The sequence below is a fragment of the Kluyvera sp. NPDC087067 genome (assembly GCF_044745165.1).
In the GTDB taxonomy this organism is placed as follows: Bacteria; Pseudomonadota; Gammaproteobacteria; order Enterobacterales; family Enterobacteriaceae; genus Kluyvera.
In genome coordinates, this window is the sequence record NZ_JBIUZS010000001.1 from 877,165 (window position 1) to 899,705 (window position 22,541).

22 protein-coding genes are annotated in these 22,541 nt (G+C 53.0%); 10 read left to right on the top strand and 12 right to left on the bottom strand.

The window, feature by feature from the left end; translation table 11 throughout:
* Positions 1-4 precede the first annotated feature (4 nt).
* From paaD to paaA, 4 genes are read right to left on the bottom strand one after another with little or no spacing between them, the layout of a single operon-like run.
* Positions 5-505, bottom strand: coding sequence for a 1,2-phenylacetyl-CoA epoxidase subunit PaaD (paaD, locus tag ACIPDS_RS04235; RefSeq protein ID WP_400732912.1), 501 nt, complete (start codon positions 503-505; stop codon positions 5-7).
* Positions 506-517: 12 nt separating this feature from the next.
* On the bottom strand, positions 518-1,273 hold the full coding sequence (paaC, locus tag ACIPDS_RS04240) for a 1,2-phenylacetyl-CoA epoxidase subunit PaaC (protein ID WP_400732914.1): 756 nt from the start codon (positions 1,271-1,273) through the stop codon (positions 518-520).
* A gap of 7 nt (positions 1,274-1,280) precedes the next feature.
* On the bottom strand, positions 1,281-1,568 hold the full coding sequence (paaB, locus tag ACIPDS_RS04245; RefSeq protein WP_400732917.1) for a 1,2-phenylacetyl-CoA epoxidase subunit PaaB: 288 nt from the start codon (positions 1,566-1,568) through the stop codon (positions 1,281-1,283).
* Between the two features lie 11 nt (positions 1,569-1,579).
* Entirely contained in the window at positions 1,580-2,509 is a 930-nt protein-coding gene (gene paaA, locus ACIPDS_RS04250) for a 1,2-phenylacetyl-CoA epoxidase subunit PaaA (protein ID WP_400732920.1), read from the bottom strand.
* 285 nt (positions 2,510-2,794) lie between these two features.
* Between paaA and paaZ the strand changes: the two genes are divergently transcribed.
* Positions 2,795-4,840, top strand: coding sequence for a phenylacetic acid degradation bifunctional protein PaaZ (paaZ, locus tag ACIPDS_RS04255; protein WP_400732923.1), 2,046 nt, complete (start codon positions 2,795-2,797; stop codon positions 4,838-4,840).
* A gap of 260 nt (positions 4,841-5,100) precedes the next feature.
* A complete protein-coding gene (gene tynA, locus ACIPDS_RS04260) occupies positions 5,101-7,368 on the top strand; it encodes a primary-amine oxidase (RefSeq protein ID WP_400732925.1) in 2,268 nt (755 codons plus the stop codon).
* A 302-nt stretch (positions 7,369-7,670) separates the two neighbouring features.
* On the opposite strand, the gene ACIPDS_RS04265 is transcribed toward tynA, so the two are convergent.
* Complete coding sequence (locus ACIPDS_RS04265) at positions 7,671-7,991, bottom strand: hypothetical protein (protein WP_400732927.1); 321 nt, start codon at positions 7,989-7,991, stop codon at positions 7,671-7,673.
* A 414-nt stretch (positions 7,992-8,405) separates the two neighbouring features.
* Between ACIPDS_RS04265 and ACIPDS_RS04270 the strand changes: the two genes are divergently transcribed.
* Positions 8,406-8,957 carry a GNAT family N-acetyltransferase gene (locus ACIPDS_RS04270; RefSeq protein WP_400732930.1) on the top strand — a complete coding sequence of 184 codons (552 nt, stop codon included), beginning with the start codon at positions 8,406-8,408 and terminating at the stop codon, positions 8,955-8,957.
* 65 nt (positions 8,958-9,022) lie between these two features.
* Here ACIPDS_RS04270 and ACIPDS_RS04275 read toward each other — a convergent pair whose 3' ends face one another.
* Both ACIPDS_RS04275 and ACIPDS_RS04280 read right to left on the bottom strand, forming a co-directional pair.
* Positions 9,023-9,673, bottom strand: coding sequence for a LysE family translocator (locus tag ACIPDS_RS04275; RefSeq protein ID WP_400732933.1), 651 nt, complete (start codon positions 9,671-9,673; stop codon positions 9,023-9,025).
* Positions 9,674-9,831: 158 nt separating this feature from the next.
* Positions 9,832-10,578, bottom strand: coding sequence for a pirin family protein (locus ACIPDS_RS04280; protein WP_400732936.1), 747 nt, complete (start codon positions 10,576-10,578; stop codon positions 9,832-9,834).
* 52 nt (positions 10,579-10,630) lie between these two features.
* On the opposite strand from ACIPDS_RS04280, the gene ACIPDS_RS04285 reads away from it, so the two are divergent.
* The 3 genes from ACIPDS_RS04285 to ACIPDS_RS04295 all read left to right on the top strand — a co-directional run bounded on the left by ACIPDS_RS04285 (position 10,631) and on the right by ACIPDS_RS04295 (position 13,314).
* Positions 10,631-11,569: a LysR family transcriptional regulator gene (locus ACIPDS_RS04285; RefSeq protein WP_400732939.1), complete on the top strand. Its 939-nt coding sequence runs from the start codon at positions 10,631-10,633 to the stop codon at positions 11,567-11,569.
* 118 nt (positions 11,570-11,687) lie between these two features.
* Positions 11,688-12,347, top strand: a complete 660-nt coding sequence (locus ACIPDS_RS04290) for a DUF1345 domain-containing protein (RefSeq protein WP_400732941.1) — start codon at positions 11,688-11,690, stop codon at positions 12,345-12,347.
* A gap of 250 nt (positions 12,348-12,597) precedes the next feature.
* Entirely contained in the window at positions 12,598-13,314 is a 717-nt protein-coding gene (locus tag ACIPDS_RS04295; RefSeq protein ID WP_400732944.1) for a YebC/PmpR family DNA-binding transcriptional regulator, read from the top strand.
* Positions 13,315-13,577: 263 nt separating this feature from the next.
* On the opposite strand, the gene ACIPDS_RS04300 is transcribed toward ACIPDS_RS04295, so the two are convergent.
* Positions 13,578-15,077 (bottom strand): aldehyde dehydrogenase family protein, encoded by a 1,500-nt coding sequence (locus tag ACIPDS_RS04300; protein ID WP_400732947.1) that lies wholly within the window; start codon positions 15,075-15,077, stop codon positions 13,578-13,580.
* A gap of 233 nt (positions 15,078-15,310) precedes the next feature.
* Between ACIPDS_RS04300 and feaR the strand changes: the two genes are divergently transcribed.
* Positions 15,311-16,219 (top strand): transcriptional regulator FeaR, encoded by a 909-nt coding sequence (gene feaR / locus ACIPDS_RS04305; protein WP_400732950.1) that lies wholly within the window; start codon positions 15,311-15,313, stop codon positions 16,217-16,219.
* A gap of 12 nt (positions 16,220-16,231) precedes the next feature.
* On the opposite strand, the gene ACIPDS_RS04310 is transcribed toward feaR, so the two are convergent.
* Complete coding sequence (locus tag ACIPDS_RS04310) at positions 16,232-16,453, bottom strand: YgdI/YgdR family lipoprotein (protein WP_400732953.1); 222 nt, start codon at positions 16,451-16,453, stop codon at positions 16,232-16,234.
* A gap of 145 nt (positions 16,454-16,598) precedes the next feature.
* Entirely contained in the window at positions 16,599-17,663 is a 1,065-nt protein-coding gene (locus ACIPDS_RS04315) for a YncE family protein (protein ID WP_400732956.1), read from the bottom strand.
* A 255-nt stretch (positions 17,664-17,918) separates the two neighbouring features.
* On the opposite strand from ACIPDS_RS04315, the gene pqqU reads away from it, so the two are divergent.
* Positions 17,919-20,030: a TonB-dependent receptor PqqU gene (pqqU, locus tag ACIPDS_RS04320; RefSeq protein ID WP_400732958.1), complete on the top strand. Its 2,112-nt coding sequence runs from the start codon at positions 17,919-17,921 to the stop codon at positions 20,028-20,030.
* Between the two features lie 51 nt (positions 20,031-20,081).
* On the opposite strand, the gene ACIPDS_RS04325 is transcribed toward pqqU, so the two are convergent.
* The gene (locus ACIPDS_RS04325; RefSeq protein WP_400732960.1) at positions 20,082-20,741 is read right to left on the bottom strand and encodes a GntR family transcriptional regulator; all 660 of its coding nucleotides are present in this window, start codon (positions 20,739-20,741) and stop codon (positions 20,082-20,084) included.
* Positions 20,742-20,868: 127 nt separating this feature from the next.
* On the bottom strand, positions 20,869-21,441 hold the full coding sequence (locus ACIPDS_RS04330; RefSeq protein WP_400732962.1) for a helix-turn-helix domain-containing protein: 573 nt from the start codon (positions 21,439-21,441) through the stop codon (positions 20,869-20,871).
* Between the two features lie 38 nt (positions 21,442-21,479).
* Between ACIPDS_RS04330 and ACIPDS_RS04335 the strand changes: the two genes are divergently transcribed.
* Both ACIPDS_RS04335 and ACIPDS_RS04340 read left to right on the top strand, forming a co-directional pair.
* Positions 21,480-21,998, top strand: a complete 519-nt coding sequence (locus tag ACIPDS_RS04335; protein WP_400732965.1) for a GNAT family N-acetyltransferase — start codon at positions 21,480-21,482, stop codon at positions 21,996-21,998.
* Entirely contained in the window at positions 21,995-22,444 is a 450-nt protein-coding gene (locus tag ACIPDS_RS04340) for a DMT family transporter (protein ID WP_400732967.1), read from the top strand. Before ACIPDS_RS04335 ends, ACIPDS_RS04340 begins: the two co-directional genes overlap by 4 nt.
* The last annotated feature ends 97 nt before the right edge of the window (positions 22,445-22,541 follow it).

Genomic DNA, 22,541 nt, shown 5'->3' on the forward strand with positions numbered 1-22,541 from the left:
GACCTCAAATACATTTAAAGTAATCAAAGGGTTCACGGCAGCTTTCGCAGCGATATAGCGCTTTGCAGGCCGTGGAACCGAATTCACTAATCAGCGAGGTATGCGTGCTGCCACAGCGTGGGCAGAGCACATCCTTCGGCATCTCATCGGCGTGACAGGCGTGGGCCTGCGGCGGGCTAATGCCGTATTGACGCAGACGTTCGCGGGCGTCCGGGCTCATCCAGTCGGTGGTCCACGGTGGGTCAAGCTGCAACACAATGTGCACCGGCGTGTAGCCGTGCTCGCTCATCACCGCGCGGATCTCACCTAACAGATGTTCGGTCGCCGGGCAGCCTGAATAGGTTGGCGTAAAGCCAATCACCCAGCCGTCGCCGTGACGTTCAACGCGGCGCACCATGCCGAGGTCGGTAATCGTCAGCACCGGGACTTCCGGGTCAGGGATAGCGCTAAGCAATCCCCAAACGGTGTGCACCTCAGCGGGTGCGATGGCGGCAATATGTTGCATAGAGACCTCCGTTTACCACTGCTGACCGGGGTAGGCACGCTGCAGGTACTGCATCTCTGCCAGCATCGGCCCCAGATGTTCACTGTGCAGCCCCTGTTTGCCGCCGCTGCGGAATGCCGCTTCTTGCGGGATCTGCAAACCCGAGTCGAGCAGCGCGGTATGTACCGTCGCCTGCCATTCGGCCTGTAGTTCACGCGGATCGACGGCGATCCCCTGCGCAATCAGTGCGATCTCCAACTCATCCGCCAGGAACAGCTCGCCGGTGAAGCGCCACAGGCTATCAACCGCCTGCTGCATCAGATTTGCCGAGAGTTCGGTGCCGTTACCCAGACGCTCCAGCCAGCCGCGGCTGAAGCGCTGGTGATAGCGCACTTCTTTCAGCCCTTTGGCGGCAATAGCGGCAAGCTGTGCGTCGCGGCTGTTAATAAGGCGGCTGAACAACGCCACGTGCCAGACGTCGATAAAAAACTGCCGAGCGATGGTGTCGGCAAAGTTGCCGTTCGGCTGTTCCACCAGCAGCAGATTGCGGAACTGGCGTTCATCGCGACCAAAGGCCAGCGTATCTTCGTCGCCGCTGCCGTTGAGCTCGGCGGCATAGCTGAGAAAATTACGCGCCTGACCGAGCAGGTCGAGGCCGATGTTGGCCAGCGCCAGATCGATCTCCAGCTCCGGCGCATGACCGCACCACGCGCCTAAACGCTGGGCCAGCACCAGGCCGTTATCGCCAAGACGCAGGGCATAGGTTGCAACGGGATTAGGGTTATTCATCGTTGCCTCACATATGTTCCATGCCGTCCGGCACGGTATAGAAGGTCGGGTGGCGGTAGACTTTGCTCTCAGCCGGGTCGAAAAACGCGCCGCGTTCTTCCGGCTGCGAGGCCACAATACTGCTTGCCTTCACCACCCAAATCGAACAGCCTTCGCTGCGACGGGTGTAGGCATCGCGCGCGTTTTCCAGCGCCATCTGGTCATCGGCGGCGTGCAGGCTGCCGACGTGGCGGTGAGACAAACCCTGTTTGCTGCGGACAAACACTTCGTATAACGGCCAGTATGTTTTGCTCATCTTTATTCTCCTTAGGCGGCGTCGCGGGATTGCTGTTTTTCGGCATGCGCCAGCGCGGCTTCGCGCACCCATGCCCCCTCTTCCCAGGCCTTACGTTTGGCGCCCAGACGCTCGTGGTTACAAATCCCACGCCCGTTGATGACTTCGTTAAGTTCCTGCCAGTCGATCTCGCCGTAGCGATAGTGACCGGTGGCTTCGTCAAACGTCAGGTCGGCGTCCGGCACCTTCATGCCGAGGATTTCCACCTGCGGGACGGTGTTGTCGACAAAGCGCTGACGCAGTTCGTCGTTGGAATGCAGTTTGATTTTCCACGCCATACTGCGGGCGCTGTTCGGCGAGTTGTCGTCGCTTGGGCCGAACATCATTAATGCTGGCCACCAGAAGCGGTTGATGGCGTCCTGCAACATCTGACGCTGTTCTTCGCTGCCGGCTGCCAGCGCCATGCAGGCTTCAAAACCCTGACGCTGGTGGAAGCTCTCTTCTTTGCAGATTTTGACCATCGCCCGGGCATACGGGCCGTAGGAAGTGCGGCACAGCGCCACCTGATTGACGATCGCCGCACCGTCGACCAGCCAGCCGATGACGCCGATATCCGCCCAGGTGAGCGTTGGGTAGTTAAAAATGGAGGAGTACTTCATCTGCCCGTCGAGCATCTTCTGATACAGATCTTCACGGGCGCAGCCGAGGGTTTCGGCAGCGCTGTAGAGGTACAGGCCGTGTCCGGCTTCATCCTGCACTTTCGCCAGCAGAATCGCTTTGCGGCGAAGCGTTGGCGCGCGGGTGATCCAGTTACCTTCCGGCAGCATGCCGACGATTTCTGAATGCGCATGCTGACCAATCTGGCGGATCAGCGTTTTGCGGTAGGCATCCGGCATCCAGTCCTGCGGTTCGATGGCTGTATCCTGCGCGATGCGCTGGTCAAAGCTGTGTTCTTCTGTCACGTCATCACCTTATGATTCCGATAAATTCAACAAATCAATTTTTGTGAATCACTTTGTTTTATAAAAGTTACATCCTGGTTAAATAAAACCACAAATTTTGTTTGTGGATTTTGTGATGGGTACCGCAAAGCATTTTTATAATATCTTTACAAACAGCAGGATAATCCTAATAAAGAAAGTGTTCGCGATCGCATTGTTAATAAATTATTAAAATCAGACTTGCATTTTATGATTCAGAAAAGAACTATCTATAAGGAGATTACGTAACATATCTGGAGAATAACCATGCAGCAGTTAGCCAGCTATTTATCCGGCGCCTGGCAGACCGGCCGGGGCCGCACCCGTACCATTCAACACGCCATTAGCGGTGAAGCGCTGTGGGAAGTGACCAGTGAAGGCCTGGACATGGCGCACGCGCGTCGCTTCGCTATCGACCACGGCGGCAAAGCGTTACAGGCGATGACCTTTATTGAACGCAGCGCAATGTTAAAAGCGGTGGCGAAACATTTGCTGGAGCTGAAAGCCGATTTCTACGCGATTTCCGCCGAGACGGGCGCAACGCGCGCGGATAGCTGGGTGGATATTGAAGGCGGTATCGGCACCCTCTTCACCTATGCAGGACTGGGCAGCCGCGAGCTGCCGGACGACACCCTGTGGCCGGAAGATGAACTCATTCCCCTGTCCAAACAGGGCGGCTTTGCCGCGCGCCACGTGCTGACCTCAAAATCCGGCGTGGCGGTGCATATCAACGCCTTTAACTTCCCGTGCTGGGGAATGTTAGAAAAGCTGGCCCCAACCTGGCTTGCCGGGATGCCTGCAATCATCAAACCGGCGACCGCCACCGCGCAGTTAACTCAGGCGATGGTAAAAGCGATTGTCGACAGCGGGTTGGTGCCGGACGGCGCGATTAGCCTGATTTGCGGCGGCGCGGGCGATCTGCTCGACCAGCTTGATCATCAGGACGTGGTGACCTTTACCGGCTCGGCAAAAACCGGGCAGCAGCTGCGCGTACATCCCAATCTGGTGGCCAAGTCTGTTCCCTTCACCATGGAAGCCGACTCGCTGAACTGCTGCGTGCTGGGCGAAGACGTGACGCCGGAACAGCCGGAATTCGCGCTGTTTATCCGCGAAGTGGTGCGCGAGATGACCACCAAAGCCGGGCAAAAATGTACCGCGATTCGCCGCATTATCGTGCCGCAGGCGCAGGTCAACGCAGTGCGTGAGGCGCTGATTGCCCGCCTGCAAAAAGTGGTGGTTGGCGACCCGGCGCAGGAAGGCGTGAAGATGGGTACACTGGTTAATAGCGAGCAGCGTCAGGACGTGCAGGATAATGTAAATCGTCTGGTGGAAGCCGGATGTGAAGTGCTGCTGGGCGGCAAAGCCGATCTCAACGCTGCCGGGGCTTTCTTCCCGCCGACGCTGCTATTCTGCCCACAGCCGGATGAAGTGGCGGCGGTTCACGCCATTGAGGCCTTTGGCCCGGTCGCTACGCTGATGCCATATCAGAACAGCGAACATGCGATGCAGCTGGCTCGCGCCGGTGAAGGTAGCCTGGCGGGAACGTTAGTGACCGCTAACGGTGATTTGGCGCGCCAGTTTATTCTCGGTGCCGCACGGGCGCACGGGCGTATTCAGGTGCTGAATGAAGAATCCTCCGCAGAATCCACCGGCCACGGTTCTCCGCTGCCGCAGCTGGTACATGGCGGCCCGGGACGCGCGGGCGGCGGTGAAGAACTGGGCGGCCTGCGGGCGGTGAAGCACTACATGCAGCGCACCGCGATTCAGGGTAGCCCGACCATGCTCGCCGCCATCGGCCAGCAATGGGTACGCGGGGCACAGGTGGCGGAAGACCGCATTCACCCGTTCCGCAAATATTTCGAAGAGATCCAGCCGGGCGACAGCCTGCTGACCCCTCGCCGCACGCTCACCGAAGCGGATATCGTCAATTTTGCCTGTCTGAGCGGCGATCACTTCTACGCCCATATGGACAAGATTGCCGCCGCCGAGTCAATTTTTGGCGAGCGCGTGGTGCACGGCTACTTCCTGATTTCTGCCGCCGCCGGGCTATTTGTTGATGCGGGCGTCGGCCCGGTTATCGCCAACTACGGCATGGAAAACCTGCGCTTTATCGAGCCGGTGAAACCGGGCGACACCATCCAGGTGCGCCTGACCTGCAAACGTAAAACGGTGAAACGCCAGCGCAGCGCCGACGAAAAGGCCACCGGCGTGGTGGAATGGTCGGTGGAGATTTTCAACCAGCACCAGCAGGCGGTGGCGCTGTATTCCATTTTGACGCTGGTCGCGCGTCAGCAAGGGGATTTCCCGGCGTAAGCTGTGAATTGCCCGGTGGCGGCTTGCGCCTTACCGGGCCTACATTTGAGTTTGTAGGCCGGATAAGGCGGCAGCCGCCATCCCGCAAAACCCCGACACCATCACCTGAATGCCTCTGCGGAGGCATTTTTTATAACTGGCATAACTGACCAATAACCTGGCAAGCGTGAGCAAACGTGTCGTGACGTTTGGCTGTTAGGTTAAGAGACTGGAACCAAAAAGCCTGACACGGCACAACATAACGATAAGATGAGGTCATAATGTCTAACGCTTTGATTCAAAAGACACGTAAAACAGCACTGGCGCTGGCTATCGCCCTGTGTTGCGTCGGGACTGGCCCGGCGTTCGCCCACGGCGGCGAAGCGCATATGGTGCCGATGGACAAAACGCTACAAGACTTTGGCGCCGACGTGCAGTGGGACGACTACGCGCAGGTGTTTACCCTGATTAAAGACGGTGCCTATGTGAAGGTGAAACCGGGCGCGAAAACCGCGATCCTCAACGGTAAATCGCTGAACTTACAGGTGCCGGTGGTGATGAAAAACGGCAAAGCGTGGATTTCAGATACCTTTATCAATGACATTTTCCAGTCCGGCCTTGATCAGACCTTCCAGGTCGAGAAAGTCCCTCACCCGCTGAACTCGCTGTCATCAGCAGAGATTGGCGAAGCGGTCACGATTGTTAAAGCCGCACCGGAGTTCCAGGCCAATACGCGCTTCACCGAAATCTCCCTGCACGAACCGGACAAAAAAGCGGTGTGGGATTTTGCGCTCAACGGCACGCCGGTTAACGCCCCGCGTACCGCCGACGTGGTAATGCTCGACGGCAAACATGTGATTGAAGCCGTGGTCGATCTGCAAAATAAAAAGATCCTCTCCTGGACACCGATTAAAGACGCGCACGGCATGGTGCTGATCGACGATTTCGTCAGCGTGCAAAACATCATTAACGCCAGCACCGAATTTGCTGACGTGCTGAAAAAACACGGCATTCAGGACACTACAAAAGTGGTCACCACACCGCTTACCGTCGGTTACTTCGACGGTAAAGATGGCCTCAAGCAGGACGCGCGCCTGCTGAAAGTGGTCAGCTATCTCGATACCGGCGACGGCAACTACTGGGCACATCCAATTGAAAACCTGGTCGCGGTGGTTGATCTTGAGCAGAAGAAAATCATCAAGATTGAAGAAGGTCCGGTGATCCCGGTACCAATGCAATCTCGTCCATATGATGGCCGCGACCGCATAGAAAAATCGGTGAAACCGCTGGAAATCATCGAACCTGAAGGCAAAAATTACACCATCACCGGCGATATGGTGCACTGGCAGAACTGGGATTTCCACCTGCGTCTGAACTCACGCGTCGGGCCGATTCTCTCCACCGTCACCTATAACGACAACGGCAAAAAACGCCAGGTGATGTACGAAGGTTCGCTTGGCGGGATGATAGTCCCTTACGGCGACCCGGACGTGGGCTGGTACTTCAAAGCGTATCTGGATTCCGGCGATTACGGTATGGGCACCCTGACCTCGCCAATCGTGCGCGGCAAAGATGCGCCGTCTAACGCCGTGCTGCTGGATGAAACCATCGCCGATTACACCGGCGCGCCGTCGACCATTCCGCGCGCCATCGCCATCTTTGAGCGCTACGCTGGGCCTGAGTATAAACACCAGGAGATGGGCAAACCGAACGTCAGCACCGAGCGCCGCGAACTGGTGGTACGCTGGATAAGCACCGTCGGCAACTACGACTATATCTTTGACTGGGTATTCCACGAGAACGGCACCATCGGCATCGACGCCGGCGCTACCGGCATTGAAGCGGTGAAAGGCGTGCTGGCGAAAACCATGCACGACCCGAGCGCCAAAGACGATACCCGCTACGGTACGCTTATCGACCATAATATCGTCGGCACCACCCACCAGCACATTTACAACTTCCGCTTAGACCTTGACGTTGACGGCGAAAATAACAGCCTGGTGGCGATGGACCCGGAAGTGAAGCCAAACACCAGCGGCGGCCCGCGCACCAGTACCATGCAGGTGAATCAGTACAATATCGACAGCGAGCAGAAAGCGGCGCAGAAGTTTGACCCTGGCACCATCCGCCTGCTGAGCAATACCACCAAAGAAAACCGCATGGGCAACCCGGTGTCGTACCAGATTATCCCTTACGCGGGCGGCACGCATCCGGCGGCGACCGGCGCCAAATTCGCGCCAGACGAGTGGATTTATCATCGTCTGAGCTTTATGGACAAGCAGCTGTGGGTCACCCGCTATCATCAGGATGAGCGTTATCCTGAAGGGAAATACCCGAACCGCTCAATTCACGACACCGGTCTGGGGCAGTATGCGAAAGACGATGAGTCGCTTGATAATAACGACGATGTGGTGTGGATCACCACCGGCACCACCCACGTGGCGCGTGCTGAAGAGTGGCCGATTATGCCGACGGAATGGGCGCATGCGCTGCTGAAACCGTGGAACTTCTTTGATGAGACGCCAACGCTGGGTGAGAAGAAGAAGTAAGGTAGATTAGAGGATTAACGGCGATAAACCCGGGATTGGGATTATCGCCGTTTTTTTGTTTGAGGGGCGGGTTTGTGCCAGAAGCGGACGTTACCACGAGTTCAAGCAAACTGCCCCTTAGCCCTTAATGAAGAATGGAGGGATTGGTATTAATATGTGAATATCGGAATATCTTCAACTGGCAAGGGCCGTTTTTAGGGGATAACTATATTGTCACCTGGTAGCCGTAAGAATATGCACAGAGAGAACATATTTCACAACGGCCCCTCATTTTTATGAAAAGTCATAAAACGTAGGAATATTTAAACGCATTTGAACGTCAGGCGAGCAACGCCATTAACAAGTAAGTGTGTATCAATATCAGTTCTGACTTCTTTCATAGATTTGTTTTGTACTCTACAAAAATCAGAAGCCTTTTTAGTTGCAGTGCCAATAGCGCCTTGTATACGGCCTGCAGCAGGAGCTGCTTCTACTTCAGTGAGGTAGTCCCCATTATCCAGTTTTTTGACATCGGACTGATATGTCAGCCCCAGGCCTTGAAACTGTGTTTTATCATTTTGTACAGAGCAACCACTTAAAAAAGCACCAATTAAAATGGTGGTGGCAATTACTAATGTTTTCATGTAAAGAACAATCCTTATGTATTTGGTTTGTTTCTATTCTACAAACTGAAATACAACATAAATTAAACCAATTGCTATTTATAGATGCGCATACAGCTATCGCATTGAATATTTAGAGAAATAAATCACACTAACCGACAAACAAGAACGTCAGGTGATTCAGAACACATTGATGTAAATATGGATTCCGGACTTCCGCTCCTTGCTCAAAATTGCCAATTCAACCTCAATGCAAAAATGACAGCATATTGCTTGGTTCAACCGGAAGCAGATCAAACAGCCTTTATTAACGCATGATGCTAATACCCCGTAAAAGGGAGGTTTATCGACATTTTCCGTTTATGGTAATGTTTAGCCTTCGACGCCCTATGTTCATAAATCAGGCAAAGTCATCTGAGCATCTAAGGAATAAACATGGTTTTACAGCAAGCACCGCAGCTCGAGACAGAGCGTTTAATTCTCAAGCAATTCACGCTGGAAGATTTTCCTGCCCTTCAGGCATGCTGGACCGATCCTGAAATGGTTAAAATAAATGGCGGAGAAGTTCCTACAGGGGAAGCCGTCTGGGCGCGCTTGTTACGTTACATCGGGCATTGGCAGGCGTTAGGCTATGGCTACTGGGCCGTGTTCGAAAAAGCAACAAATCTTTATATTGGTGCGTTTGGTTTTCAGGATGCGCACCGCAATATCGAACCGGCATTACCCTACCCGGAAGCGGGATGGACATTAATCGCGCAATCGCGCGGCAAGGGTTACGCCAATGAAGCACTGGAGGCTATTTTGCATTGGGCTGACACATCACTTTCATCACCGCTTTGCTGCATTATCGCCACGGACAATCAGCGCTCCAGTTATTTAGCTGAGCGCTTTAATTTCCAGTTCGATAGCGATGTTTATTACCACGGTAAAGAAATACGTCTTTTTATTCGCCCTTTCCCCTCGAACCCACGTCAATCCATGTCGTGAAAAGGGACTTCGTTAAAGCCTGTATTGCTCATTCACGCAAGTAAGCGCGACAGGCTTTTATGATGTTACTTCCCTGCACCCGATATGCTGCTGCCACTGAACAGCATTTTAATCCCAAGGCCAATCATCACGACGCCGGTAAAACGTTCCTGCCACTTGATAAACCCGGGATGCTTACCCAGCCATTCCCCAAATACGCCTGATGCCATGGCAACCGAGCCAAGCGAGAGGATCCCGGCTAATTTCTGGATCGTGCCCAGAATCAAAAGCTGTGACCAGATAGGCCCGGCTTCGGGGTTAACGAACTGCGGAAGAAAGGCGAACATAAAGAGTAATGATTTTGGATTAGTCAGGCTATTAATCGCGCCTTGTTTTACGGCTTCACGTCCGGTGATTTTTACCGTCTTTTTAATTTTGGTATCGGAACCAGCAGTGAGCAGCATCTTGATACCAAGCCAAATCAGGTAACCGGCCCCAAACCAACGCAGGAGGTCAAGCGCCATTGGCCAGGCATGAACGACAGAGACCAGGCCCAGAACGAGAAAAGAGACCTGAATAATCCCAGCCACAAAAACGTTCCCCACTACCGTCAAAAATGCAATACGACGGCCCTGCCCGATGCCTCTGGCGATGGTCAGCATCATATCCGGGCCGGGCGAAATCTCTAACAAAAACAGGGCAAAAAGGAAGGTTAAAAAGGTGTCGACGGTTGGCATAGCAAGAATGACCAGGAGTTAAATGAGCTGGCAGGATACCTCTATTTACGACACGACCAAAAGGCTTTTTGTGGAGCTAGTTGGCCTGTGCCCTGCTCGCGCAAAAAACGCCCCGCCTTTTAAAGGTGGAGCGTTAAGGTTGGAAGCGGTGAACCGTTTTACGCGTCAGACCATTCGGCCATTTCAATGATAATGAAGTGCGCGTGTTTGTCTTTCGCTTTAAAAGTTAGCGTCGCTGGCCCGACAATCTCGAGTGAGTCACGCTCATCAAGCGTCATAAGCCCCTCGACATTCATGCTGTCTTCAATACTGCTGATATACGCCTGACGACCGGCTTTTAGTTCATAAGAGACTTGCGCATCACCGTTGGTCAGCTCGCTGACAAACATGTTCACATCCTGATTCAAATGCAGCGGCGCATCGTCATCATTTTGCAGACTACCGACAATATGCAATAACCTGTTCTCACGATCCTCGTCGGTAAATTTATGGTTTTCATAGCGCACTTCCAGACCTTGTTCTGGAGGCAAAATCCAGATTTGCAGGAAACGACACCAGTCGTCATGGTTATTCAGCTCTGAGTGCCATACGCCATTACCTGCGGTGACCGTCTGCACATGTCCACGACTGAGCACATCTTCAACCTGCGTCGCGCTGTCCCAGTGGGTCAGATTCCCCTTCACCAGATAGCTGACGATTTCCATATCTTTGTGTGGATGACGGTCAAACCCGCTATGGGGTTTAACATCATCATCATTAACCACCCGCAGTACGCCATAATGCATGTTTGCGGGATCGTAATAGTTGGCAAATGAAAAATGAAAGCGAGTGTTTGCTGGATGATATTCACTGGCTGGCAGATAATGCAGCAGCTCCGCGCCTTTTTTACGATAATGACTAGCCATAATAGATGATCCTCGATGTTTTTCTGATGCACGTAGAATAGGCGCGAGGTTCATGCAGATAAATCGGGTTTCAGGTAAGACACCATTACGCAAAATGAAAGAATACGATCTCATCTCACTGCGCAGCTTTGTCGCTGTTGTTGAAAGCGGCAGCTTCTATAATGCCTCCGTCCTGCTTGATACAAGCAGTGCAGCCATCAGCCGCCGCGTTTCCGCACTGGAGGCCGCGCTGGGCGTGAAACTGATGAACCGCACCACCCGCCAGCTCGATTTAACGCCGAGCGGGCAACAATTTTATCAGGACGTTCTCGGAATTTTAGGCGCGCTCGAGCAGGCGGAAGAACGCCTTAACTGCGCGCAGGAGACCTACAGCGGCATCATTCGGCTGGGCGCACCATTGAGTTTTGGTACTCAAAAATTGGCCCCGCTGCTTCCTTCATTTCTGAAGCAATATCCGCAGATTACGGTGACATTACAGCTGGAAGACCGGGTTAGCGATTTGCTCAATGAAGGTATCGACCTGTCTTTGCGTATCGGTGAATTGCAGGACTCATCTTTAGTGTGTTTGCCCATCGCCATGATGCCTCGATTATATTGCGCGTCTCCTGCGTATCTTAAAATGCGGGGAAAACCGGAATCACCCGACGAATTAAAACAGCACGACTGTCTGCATTATTCACTGCTCTCCACTCGCGATGAGTGGGAGTTTGCCAGCGGCGGACAAGAGCTGGACTTGCGGGTTCCGCTGGTTGCCAATAATGGCGACGTGCTGCGCGAAGCAGCCATTCAGGGCATGGGGATTGCTATGTTACCGTGCTATATCGTCGAAGATGCGTTGCGCAGCGGTGCTTTAGTTCCGGTGCTTGAGCGCTATGCGCCACCGCCGCTGCCTTTATCAATAGTGCGTCCTTCACGCCAGTTCACCCCGGTGCGGATAACGCTGTTGATGGACTATTTACGCGAAGCATTGGCGACGGTTGCGGGCAACTGACCTCACCGCTGAACGTAGAAAGGGTGATTTTTTTCACTCACGGGCGCGCTTCTTACTTCAGGCAAACGCATCGACGGTCTACAGTTAAACTATCGTGCCTTTGCTTATGACTCACATCATGAACTTTTGTTTCAAAACCTACTTTCGCGCGCGTCTTCGTTTATTAATCGCTATTGTGGCTGGCATCATCTGTTTTTTCGCCCTTCCTCCCGCCCTGGGCTATTTACAACGGTTGCTGATTAGCTGGAATGTACTGGCATGGTTATATTTATTCTTTATGTGGTTTCGGATGCTACGAACGGAGGTAAAGGATATTCCCCATATTGCCCGCATTCAGGATGAGAGTGCGGGGCTGGTGCTGGGTATGGTCATTATCGGCTGTCTGGTCAGCATCCTGGCAATCCTGCTTGAACTCCCTTCGCTTAAGCATCTCTCCGGGACTCCGCGCGCGCTGCATCTGCTGCTGACAGGCGCCACGCTGGTCGTCTCCTGGGCCCTGCTGCCAACCTCCTTTGCCATGCATTACGCACATCATCACTATCTGCGTCGGAGTAAAGACGTCACGCCAATGATTTTCCCGGAAAAACCGCAGGAGCCGGGTTACTGGGATTTTCTTTATTTTTCCTTCACCATTGCCGTCGCCTCGCAAACCGCCGATGTGGCAACCGGCACTACCGATATGCGACAAATTGCCCTGCTCCAGTCAGTTATCTCTTTTATTTTCAATCTAGCGATTTTGGGGCTGTCGGTGAACGTGGGGGCCGGGCTACTCAGCTAGGCGATGCGAATATGAGACATTGTATTATTGCGACGATTTAATAATTAAGCGTAAAAAAGAAACCGAATAAATTTTCAATTAGCGAGTCAAAAATATTAACCATTGGTAAAATTAAAGTAACAGGCTGTAAAAACTAAATATTTTTCTTTCTCATAGACGGCAATTTATCTGTCATGATATAATATAGCGGAATAAGATGCGGGTTATTATTCCGCAAATAATGTGAATATATTTCGAGGAGAGCATTCCAGTGGGACGTAAATGGGCCAATATCGTTGCTAAAAAAACGGCTAAAGACGGTGCAACGTCTAACGTTTATGCCAAATTCGGTGTAGAAATCTACGCTGCGGCAAAACAAGGTGAGCCAGACCCAGAATCAAACTCAGCGTTGAAATTCGTTATTGAACGTGCGAAACAAGCGCAGGTTCCAAAACACGTTATTGATAAAGCTATTGATAAAGCCAAAGGTGGCGGCGATGAGACGTTCGTACCGGGGCGTTATGAAGGCTTTGGCCCTAACGGCTCAATGATTATTGCTGAAACCCTCACCTCCAACGTTAACCGCACCATTGCTAATGTCCGCTCAATTTTCAATAAAAAAGGCGGAAATATCGGCGCCGCAGGTTCTGTCAGCTACATGTTTGACAATACCGGCGTGATTGTCTTTAAAGGCACAGATCCCGATCAATATTTTGAAATTTTGCTGAATGCTGAAGTTGATGTTCGTGATGTCACCGAAGAAGAAGGCAACATCATTATTTATACCGAATCAACGGATCTTCATAAAGGTATTTCAGCGTTAAAAGCTGCGGGCATTACTGAATTCGCTACAACCGAATTAGAAATGATTGCACAAGCAGAAATTGAACTCCCACCAGAAGATTTAGAAATCTTTGAAGGCCTTGTTAACGCCCTTGAAGATGATGATGATGTACAGAAAGTATATCATAACGTTGCAAACCTCTAATTATAAATTAAAGAAATCTGTCTTTATGGCAGATTTTTTAACTTATTAATTCGTTATTATAAATATATCTCTGACCGGACGTATTAATAATAAGCCGCTAGAAAATGAATGCCGCAACGCGTCATGAAAACGGCCCAGGATTCGGGCCGTTTTGAGGCAGAATAAAACACCGTGCCCTTCCCGGCGGCGCTTCGCTTGGCCGGGCTACAAAAAGTGTTGTAGGCCGGATAAGGCATCGCCACCATCCGGCAATCTCTCAGCGTTTAATACCGCACGCACACCGATTTCGTTTCACACCAGTCATTTAACCAGTCAGGGCCAAAATCGCGTCCGGTGCCCGACTGCTTCATGCCGCCAAACGGTAAGTTGGCATCAATCAGCGTATGGCTGTTAACCCACACGGTGCCCGCTTGCAGGCGGTCGGTGTAGTTCAGCGCCTGGGTCAGATCTCGCGTCCAGACGCTGGCGGTCAGACCAAAATCGCTGTCGTTCGCCAGAAGCAGCGCTTCTTCACCGTCGGCAACACGTACCAGGTTGACCACCGGGCCAAACACCTCTTCACGCGTCAGGCGCAGGTTAGCATCCGGGTTAATCACCAGCGTCGGCGGTATATAGAAACCCTGGGCATCAGGGCCGAGATTGCCGCTAATCAGTTCCGCGTTCTGCTGACGGGCTTCATCAAGATAGGCCGCGACTTTGGCGCAGTGCACCTTCGACACGACCGGGTTAATCTGGGCGCTTTCCAGCATTCCCGGCCCCACCGACATCGATTTCACCGCCTGTTCAAATCCGCTGACCAACGTGTCGAACAGCGGCGCTTCAATATAAATACGCGAACTGGCGGCGCACACCTGCCCCTGGTTCAGGAAGCTGCCGGTCATTAACCCTTCAATCACCCATTGCGGATCGGCGTCTTTCAGGACGATCGCCGGATTTTTCCCGCCCAGCTCCAGCGTAACGCGGGTTAAGCGGTCTGCCGCCACGCGGGCAATCTGTTTGCCCGTCGCGGTGGATCCGGTAAAGCTAACTTTTGCCACGTGCGGATGTGAGGTGAGCGCCGCACCGCACTCGGCACCGCTGCCGGTCACCACGTTGAACACGCCGTCCGGCACGCCCGCCTCGGTGGCCAGTTCCGCTACGCGCAGGAGGGTCAGCGGCGTGGTTTCCGACGGCTTGATAACGATTGAACAACCCGCTGCCAGCGCGGGCATGACTTTCCACATGCCAATCATCAGCGGGAAGTTCCACGGCACAATTCCGGCGACCACGCCCACCGGCTCTTTTTTCGTCCACGCCTGATAGCGCGCCCCCGGCGGGAAAGGAATCGACACGTCCAGAGTGCGGCCGCTGATTTTGGTGGTCAGCCCAGCGGTGTAGCGCATCCAGTTCAGGGTACAGCCCACTTCAAAGGCGCGTGAAATATTGATGGATTTGCCCTGCTCCAGCGTTTCAAGCTGCGCCAGCTCTTCACCATGTTGCTCCACCAGGTCGGCAAAGCGCAGCAAGATACGTTCGCGTTCCGCAGGCGTGCGACCGGCCCAAGCGCGGGAGACAAACGCTCGCCAGGCGGACATCACCGCGCGGTCAACATCACCTGCATTGGCATCCGCCGTGCTGGCGATCTCTTGCCCGGTCGCCGGGTTCGAGACGGTCAGCCGTTTTTCGCTTTCGGCGGCCTGCTGCGCACCGTCAATATACAGGCCATGCTGGCGGTCGAGGAATTGTTGTACGCTTGCGAGCAGCGCCACGTGTTGTGCAGACATATCGTCACCTTATTCTTCGCGAGGAGTGATTTCAGTCTAAGGCGGGTTAATCGATAGCGCTTTTGTCTGTGTGACATTCGCTGTTGCCGCTGTGACAGAGACCGCAAATCGACAGATTGCGCTGTCAGAAATGTGTGACAGGTAATAGTTCTTTCATATATTCCCCCCGTCTTACTTGTTTAAAGCAACATAAATGCAACAATAACCATACATTTTTTTGGCAGAGATGGCTTATGGCAGCGGTAGACGGCGGCGAGAAGTACCAGGACTGGCTGGCAAAAATTAATCAGGTTTGCGGGCAATTTGCCGCACGTCCCCTGGACGGTGATTTTCATGGGGAAATTGACACCAGCTACGCGGGAAGCCTGAAACTGAGCACCGTCACGTCACGTAACGTCAATCTTTACCGTACCCGCCAGGAAATCAGCCGGGGTAACGACGCCTGGTTCTACACCGTTTTTCAACTCTCCGGTCAGGCCAGCATTGAGCAAGACGATCGTCAGGTGAAGCTTGAGACCGGTGATATGACGCTTATCGATGCCTCACGCCCCTGTTCCATTCTCTGGCAACAAACCTCGCGCCAGGTTTCCCTGCTCTTGCCCCGCCAGTTACTGGAAAACCAGCTGCGCGGCAGCGCGATAAGTGTGGCCACCCGGCTGGACAAGTCGTTACCGATGGTGCAACTTAGCCAGCGTCTTTTGCACGAAAGCATGAGCAGCCCCACCTTGTCTGCCAGCGAAAGTGAAGCCGCACTCGACGCTATTGTCTGCCTGCTGCGCCCCATGCTGCATCAGCAAGATGTGCAACCCTCGCGCCGAGAAAAACAGTTTTCACGCATTATGGCGCTGATAGATGACGCCATTCAGGAAGAGCATCTGCGGCCGGAGTGGCTGGCGGGTGAAACCGGGATGTCGGTGAGAAGTTTATATCGATTATTTGCTGACAAAGGTCTGGTGGTGGCGCAGTACATTAAAAATCGGCGTTTAGATTTGTGCGCCCGAGCGCTGCAATGCGCGCATGACGATGAAAAACTGGCGGGAATTGGTTATCGCTGGGGATTTAGCGACCACAGTCATTTCTCAACCGCCTTTAAGCAGCGGTTCGGCATGTCGCCGGGCGAGTATCGTAAACGCGGTCGCTAAACGCGAAGGGCATTAATTATCTTTGATCAACTGCGCCACGTCGCTGCTGTTGATTTCGCGCTCGTTGCCATTCTCATCGGTGTAACGGGTCATGCCGGTCTCTTTATCCAACTGCGGTTTCCCTTCCGTCACGATCGTCTGGCCGCTTTTGGTGGTCATGACATAGTGAGATGTGCAGCCTGCCAGCGCCAATAACATGGCGCCTGTTCCCAGAATATATAACGTCTTTTTCATGAACTCTCCGTATTTAATCCCCACCTTGTGTGGGCGTAACGGCGTGCATTGTATGCCTGAAAGGGCCTAAGCGGGTATACACGGGAATGTAACAGGAGATAAATCGGGCTAAACGGGAGGTGCGACACACCTCCCGGCGGCACAATTACAGCGCGATACGAATGACGTCGTCAGCCTCAGTGGCCTCTTTTTGACGGGTAGATTCCTGCTTCACGCTAACGTAGAGCGTTTTACCGTCGGCGGACAGCGCCAGGCTGTTCGGGAAGGTTGGCGTCTTAAGGGTTTTCGTCACCTTGTAGGTTTTCGCGTCGATAACCGTTACGGTGCCCGCTTTACGCTGGGTCACATAAACTTCGTTACGCACCGGGTTAAACAGCACGGCCAGTCCTTCCTGGGTGTCTACTTTCGCCAACACTTTGCCATCTGTCAGATCTACGGCGAGAACTTCCGGCTGTTTAGCGTCGGTAATAAACGCGCGTTGCCCGGCTTTATCCAGGCTGATGTTCATGTAGAAATGCTCTTTACCGTCGTCGACGAGTTTTTTACGGCTTACGATTTTGTTGGTTGCCGTATCAACGGTGAGCAGTTCACCGTCGGCGTTAGTCACGTAAAGACGCTGCTTATCCGCATCCACTGCCAGACCCGTACCGAAGCTGCCGGTGCCTTCAATGGTCGCTTTGAGCGCAATTTTGTCACCATCAACCACCCAGACTGCGCTGCCATCTTTGCCAATACCGGTGATATAGACGGTGTTGCTTTTCTCATCAACCGCCAGCTGGCGCGGCTGTAAAGGTTTCACGGTTTCACTGCGCTGACGAGCATCGAGAACCAGACGCCCTTTTACATCGCCGGTTTTCGCGTCAATCGCCGTTACGGCACCATTGGTGGTGTTACCGAACCACAGGGTCTGCGTCTGCGCATTAATGGTGGCGCCAAACGGTTTGAGATCGTTATGAATAGCCTGGGTCACTTCCAGCGTGACCGGATCAAGACGATATACCACGCCGCCTTTATCGATTTTACGACTCTGTGAGGTGGCCAGCCAAAGCGCGTTTTCCTGCTGGCTGTAGGCCATTTCATATGCCCCTTTACCGACCGCTTTACGCAGCATTTCGTCTGCGGCATGCGCGCTAAAGCTCCCCGCCAGCAGTAAGGCGCTTAACAGCAAAGAACCACGCAGACGCGGTGCGGACAATTGACGTAATGACATGACGACTCCCTTTGATGAACTGATTTTTTACGCTTCACATGCTTCTGGCTTCGCGGCGTCATTGCACCACGTTTTATAGATGAGAATAGTAATCATTAATTTATACAAAGTGGAGCTTTTCTTTGTTATGCCCGGCGAATTCTTGCCATTTACTTACCTGCAATTAACGATTTATGCTGCTAAAGTTTTCAATATATTTACAAAAGTATTACTCTATTCAGATTGTTCCATTTGGTACATTTTTGCGAGTCTTTCATGAAAATCATAACTGTTCGCGCAGTCACGCTACCTGCGTTGCTCCTGCCTTTTATTTTCTCGCCTTTATCCTGGGCCGATGATGCACAGACGTTAATTGTCACAGCAACCCCGCAGACCGTGTCCGAACTGGATACGCCTGCTGCCGTCAGCGTGGTCGAGGGCGAGGATATGCGCCATGCCGCACCCCGCGTCAACCTGTCAGAATCACTCGGTGCGGTACCCGGTTTGCAGATCCAAAACCGCCAGAACTACGCGCAGGATCTACAGCTTTCTATTCGCGGTTTTGGCTCCCGCTCCACCTACGGCGTGCGCGGCATTCGTATGTATGTCGACGGTATTCCGGCAACCATGCCCGACGGACAGGGGCAAACCTCGAATATTGATATCGGCAGCGTCGAAAGTATTGACGTGCTGCGTGGCCCCTTCTCCGCTCTGTACGGTAACTCTTCCGGCGGCGTGGTGAATGTGACCACTGAAAAAGGTCAGCAGCCGACCACGATTGAGGCCAGCAGCTACTACGGCAGTTTTGGCACCTGGCACTACGGTATGAAAGCCAGCGGCGCAGTTGGTGACGGTACGCAATCGGGCGACGTCGACTATACGGTGTCGACCAATCGATTCATCACTCATGGCTATCGCGACCACAGCGCGGCGCGCAAAAACCTCGCCAATGCCAAACTGGGCGTGCGCATCAACGAAGCCAGCAAGCTGACTTTGCTGTTTAATAGCGTCGATATCAAAGCTAACGATCCAGGTGGGCTGACCTACGCTGAAATGCAGCAGAATCCGCAGCAATCCCCCCGAGGCGATCAATACAATACGCGCAAAAGCGTGAAGCAGACGCAGGCGGGATTGCGCTATGAGCGTCAATTGAGCGAGCATGATGATCTTAGCGTCATGATGTATGCGGGTGAGCGCCAGACCACGCAGTATCAGTCAATTCCCTTTAAGCCTCAGCAACAAGCTAGCCATGCAGGCGGAGTTATCGACCTCGACAGGCATTATCAAGGCATCGATACTCGCTGGACGCACCGAGGTGAATTAGGCGTCCCGATGTCGTTCACCGCCGGGCTCAACTACGAAAATATGAGCGAGAAACGTCGCGGATACGAAAACTACGTTATTGACTCAAATACGACGACGTTCGGTGAAAAAGGCAATTTGCGCCGTAACGAACGCAATTTGATGTGGAACCTGGATCCTTATCTGCAAACCCAGTGGCAGTTGACCGACAAATTGAGCCTCGATGCAGGTGTTCGCTATAGCTCAGTCTGGTTTGACTCCAACGACCACTACATTACCACCGGAAATGGCGACAGCAGCGGAGAGGCCAGCTACCACGAATGGTTGCCAGCAGGCTCACTCAAATATGCTGTAACCGATTCATGGAACATCTACGCCTCAGCCGGACGGGGTTTTGAAACCCCGACCATTAGTGAGCTCTCCTACCGTTCTGGCACGGATAATGGTCTCAATCTGGGACTTAAACCAGCGACCAACGAAACCGTGGAAATCGGCAGCAAAACCCGGATTGGCAATGGCTTATTGACCGCCGCATTATTCCAGACGGATACCACAAACGAAATCGTCACAGACACCAATATGGATACCCGTTCGAGCTACAAAAATGCCGGTAAAACGCGGCGTCAGGGGGTGGAATTATCACTCGATCAACAGTTTGCTGAAAACTGGCGCGCAAAGGCTGCGTGGACCTGGCTTGACGCCACATACCGCACCAACGTCTGTGACGATGCCAACTGTAACGGCAATCGTATTCCGGGCATCGCGCGCAATATGGGCTTTGCCTCGCTGGGCTATGAGCCAGAAAGCGGCTGGTACGCCGGGGCGGATATTCGTTATCTGAGCGATATTATGGCCAATGACGAAAACACCGCCCGCGCACCTTCCTGGACGGTCGTCGGTCTGAATACCGGCTATAAGTTTGATGTCGGTAACTGGAGCCTTGATCTGTTTGGCCGCGTCGATAACCTGTTCGATCGCGAGTATGTCGGGTCGGTTATCGTTAATGAGTCAAACGGTCGTTATTACGAACCGGCTCCGGGGCGTAACTATGGCGTCGGATTGAACGTTGCCTGGCGATTTGAGTAACAGATTCAACGTATCCGGGTCGTCCCCGGATACGTATTTCAGGCGTGGCGGCTAATGTTGATATTGCTGCTGTAAAAAGGTGGCCGATTCATCAATGATCTGGCATATCGCCATCTGGCTGGCAGACGGTTCTTTCTTTTCCAGAGCGGAGAGTAAAGGCTGATAAACATTAATTTGCTGAAACGGTTCGATTGATTTTGAATATAAATAATGAAAGCTCGGCCCGGCGCGAACCCATAATTGTTCAATGAGCGTCATCAGCGTAGGCATTTCTGCGTACTCGTAGATTCTAAAGCGAAAATGATAATTGGCCTGAAGCATTTTAGTGATATCACCAGAAGCTTTAGCCTCGTGAAATAATAACGCCAGGTGATTTAATTCCCCTATATTCTTCGAGGTTAAACGACTTGAAGCTGTGGCCGTCGCCATGCCTTCGAGATTTTTACGAATCTGGCTAATTTCATGATAAGCGGTATGCGTCAGCACCGGCACCAGAAAAGCCTGCGCAGGCGCCGCCTGTAAGGCTCCGGCGGAAACCAGCCGTAATAATGCTTCACGAACTGGGGTGATACTGATGCCCTGATTCTCAGCCAATTCTCGGGTCACAAGCCGTTCTCCGGGTTTTAAGGCACCGATAATGAGCGCGTTCCTGATATTATTCTCTACCTGCTGTGTCAAACTGATGCGTTGTGCTTTTGCAAATTCCAGCATTTTTATTATTACCCCACATATTAGAGGCCCTGAGCCCTATAATAATTAATAGCTGGCGTTTTGTTTTTTTGCTCAGGAAATACAACATATATTTTTATAGGGTAGAAAAGCGAGTTTCATAATAGCGTTACAGCGCAAGGTTGAGACGTACGACAAGGTATATACAAGACTCATCCCCATCGTTAATAAAGCGGCAGTCGTTTGGCGGGCCGAGTTCGAGGCAATCTCCCGCCTGCATACGGTGAGCAACATTCCCTTCCATGAACAACAGCTCCCCACCTTGCACCCAGATAAGCTGACGCGCCATCGCATACGCCGACGCGGGCATCGGGATATCGCTGCCCGCAGGCAATTCTATCTGGACTAAATCAATCGGTAGCTCGCCGCGTGGAGAGACATGACGACGCAGATAATGAGTCTGAGGATCGTGCCACACCGGCTGGTCAGCAAAGCGTAATAGCCTGCCTTCCTGCATCTCCGCACGCGCAATCAGCGTCGACATGCTAATACCAAACGCACCGGAGAGCTTCGCTAATAGCGTCGCCGTCGGGCTGCTTTCACCCCGTTCAATTTTGTGGATCATCGCCCGGGAAACGCTGGCGCGGTCAGCCAGATCGCTTAGCGACCAGCCGCGCGATTCACGTTCAATGCGAATTCTTGCTGCAATCCGCTGATTTAGGTTGTCTTCAATAGTATCCATGGCGTAATAATATAGTGAACAACATTCAGGGTGCAACTATGTCTATTCGATTTGCGACAAAAGAAGACTGCGCCGCGATTGCGGCAATCTACAACCATGCGGTGATCAACACGGCGGCGATCTGGAACGACAAAACCGTCGATACCGATAACCGTATTGCGTGGTTTGAAGCGCGTCAATTTGGAAACTTCCCGGTACTGGTCAGCGAAGAAAATGAGGTCATCACCGGCTACGCCTCTTACGGTGACTGGCGAGCCTTTGATGGTTTTCGCCATACCGTCGAACATTCGGTGTACGTCCACCCGGAACATCAGGGTAAAGGGTTGGGCAATGCTCTGTTGGGCGCGTTGATTATTGAAGCCCGACGCCGCGGTAAGCACGTGATGGTGGCCGGAATTGAGTCGCAAAACCACGCCTCTTTGCATCTGCACGAGAAGCACGGCTTTGTTACCACCGGGCAGATGCCGCAGGTTGGCACTAAATTTGGGCGCTGGCTTGATCTCACCTTTATGCAGCTTCAGCTGGATTACCGCCGCGACCCGGACGGTCAGGCATGAATCACTCCCTGACGCTGACGTTCCTGATAGCCGCCGGTATTGGCCTGGTTATCCAGAACACGCTGATGGTGCGCATTACCCAGTCGGCCTCCACGATTTTAGTCGCCATGCTGCTCAATTCGCTGGTCGGCATCGTCCTGTTTGTCACTATTTTATTGATAAAACATGGGTTGTCGGGCGTCAACGAGCTGGTGTCGACAATCAAATGGTGGACACTGATCCCCGGTTTGCTGGGGTCGTTTTTTGTATTTGCCAGCATCAGCGGTTATCAGTATGTGGGGGCCGCCACGACGATTGCGGTACTGGTGGCGAGCCAGTTGATTGGCGGGCTGGTAATGGATGTGGTACGCAGTCACGGCGTGCCGTGGCGCGCGCTGGTGGGGCCGGTGTGCGGAGCGATGATGTTGATTGTTGGTGCGTGGTTAGTGGCAAGACGACAATTTTGAGCAGGCAACTCCCGGCGTCGGCGCAAGCGCCTCGGCCGGGCTACAACCTGTGCGAGAACATCGATACTGTTGCCGGATGGCGGATACGCCTTATCCG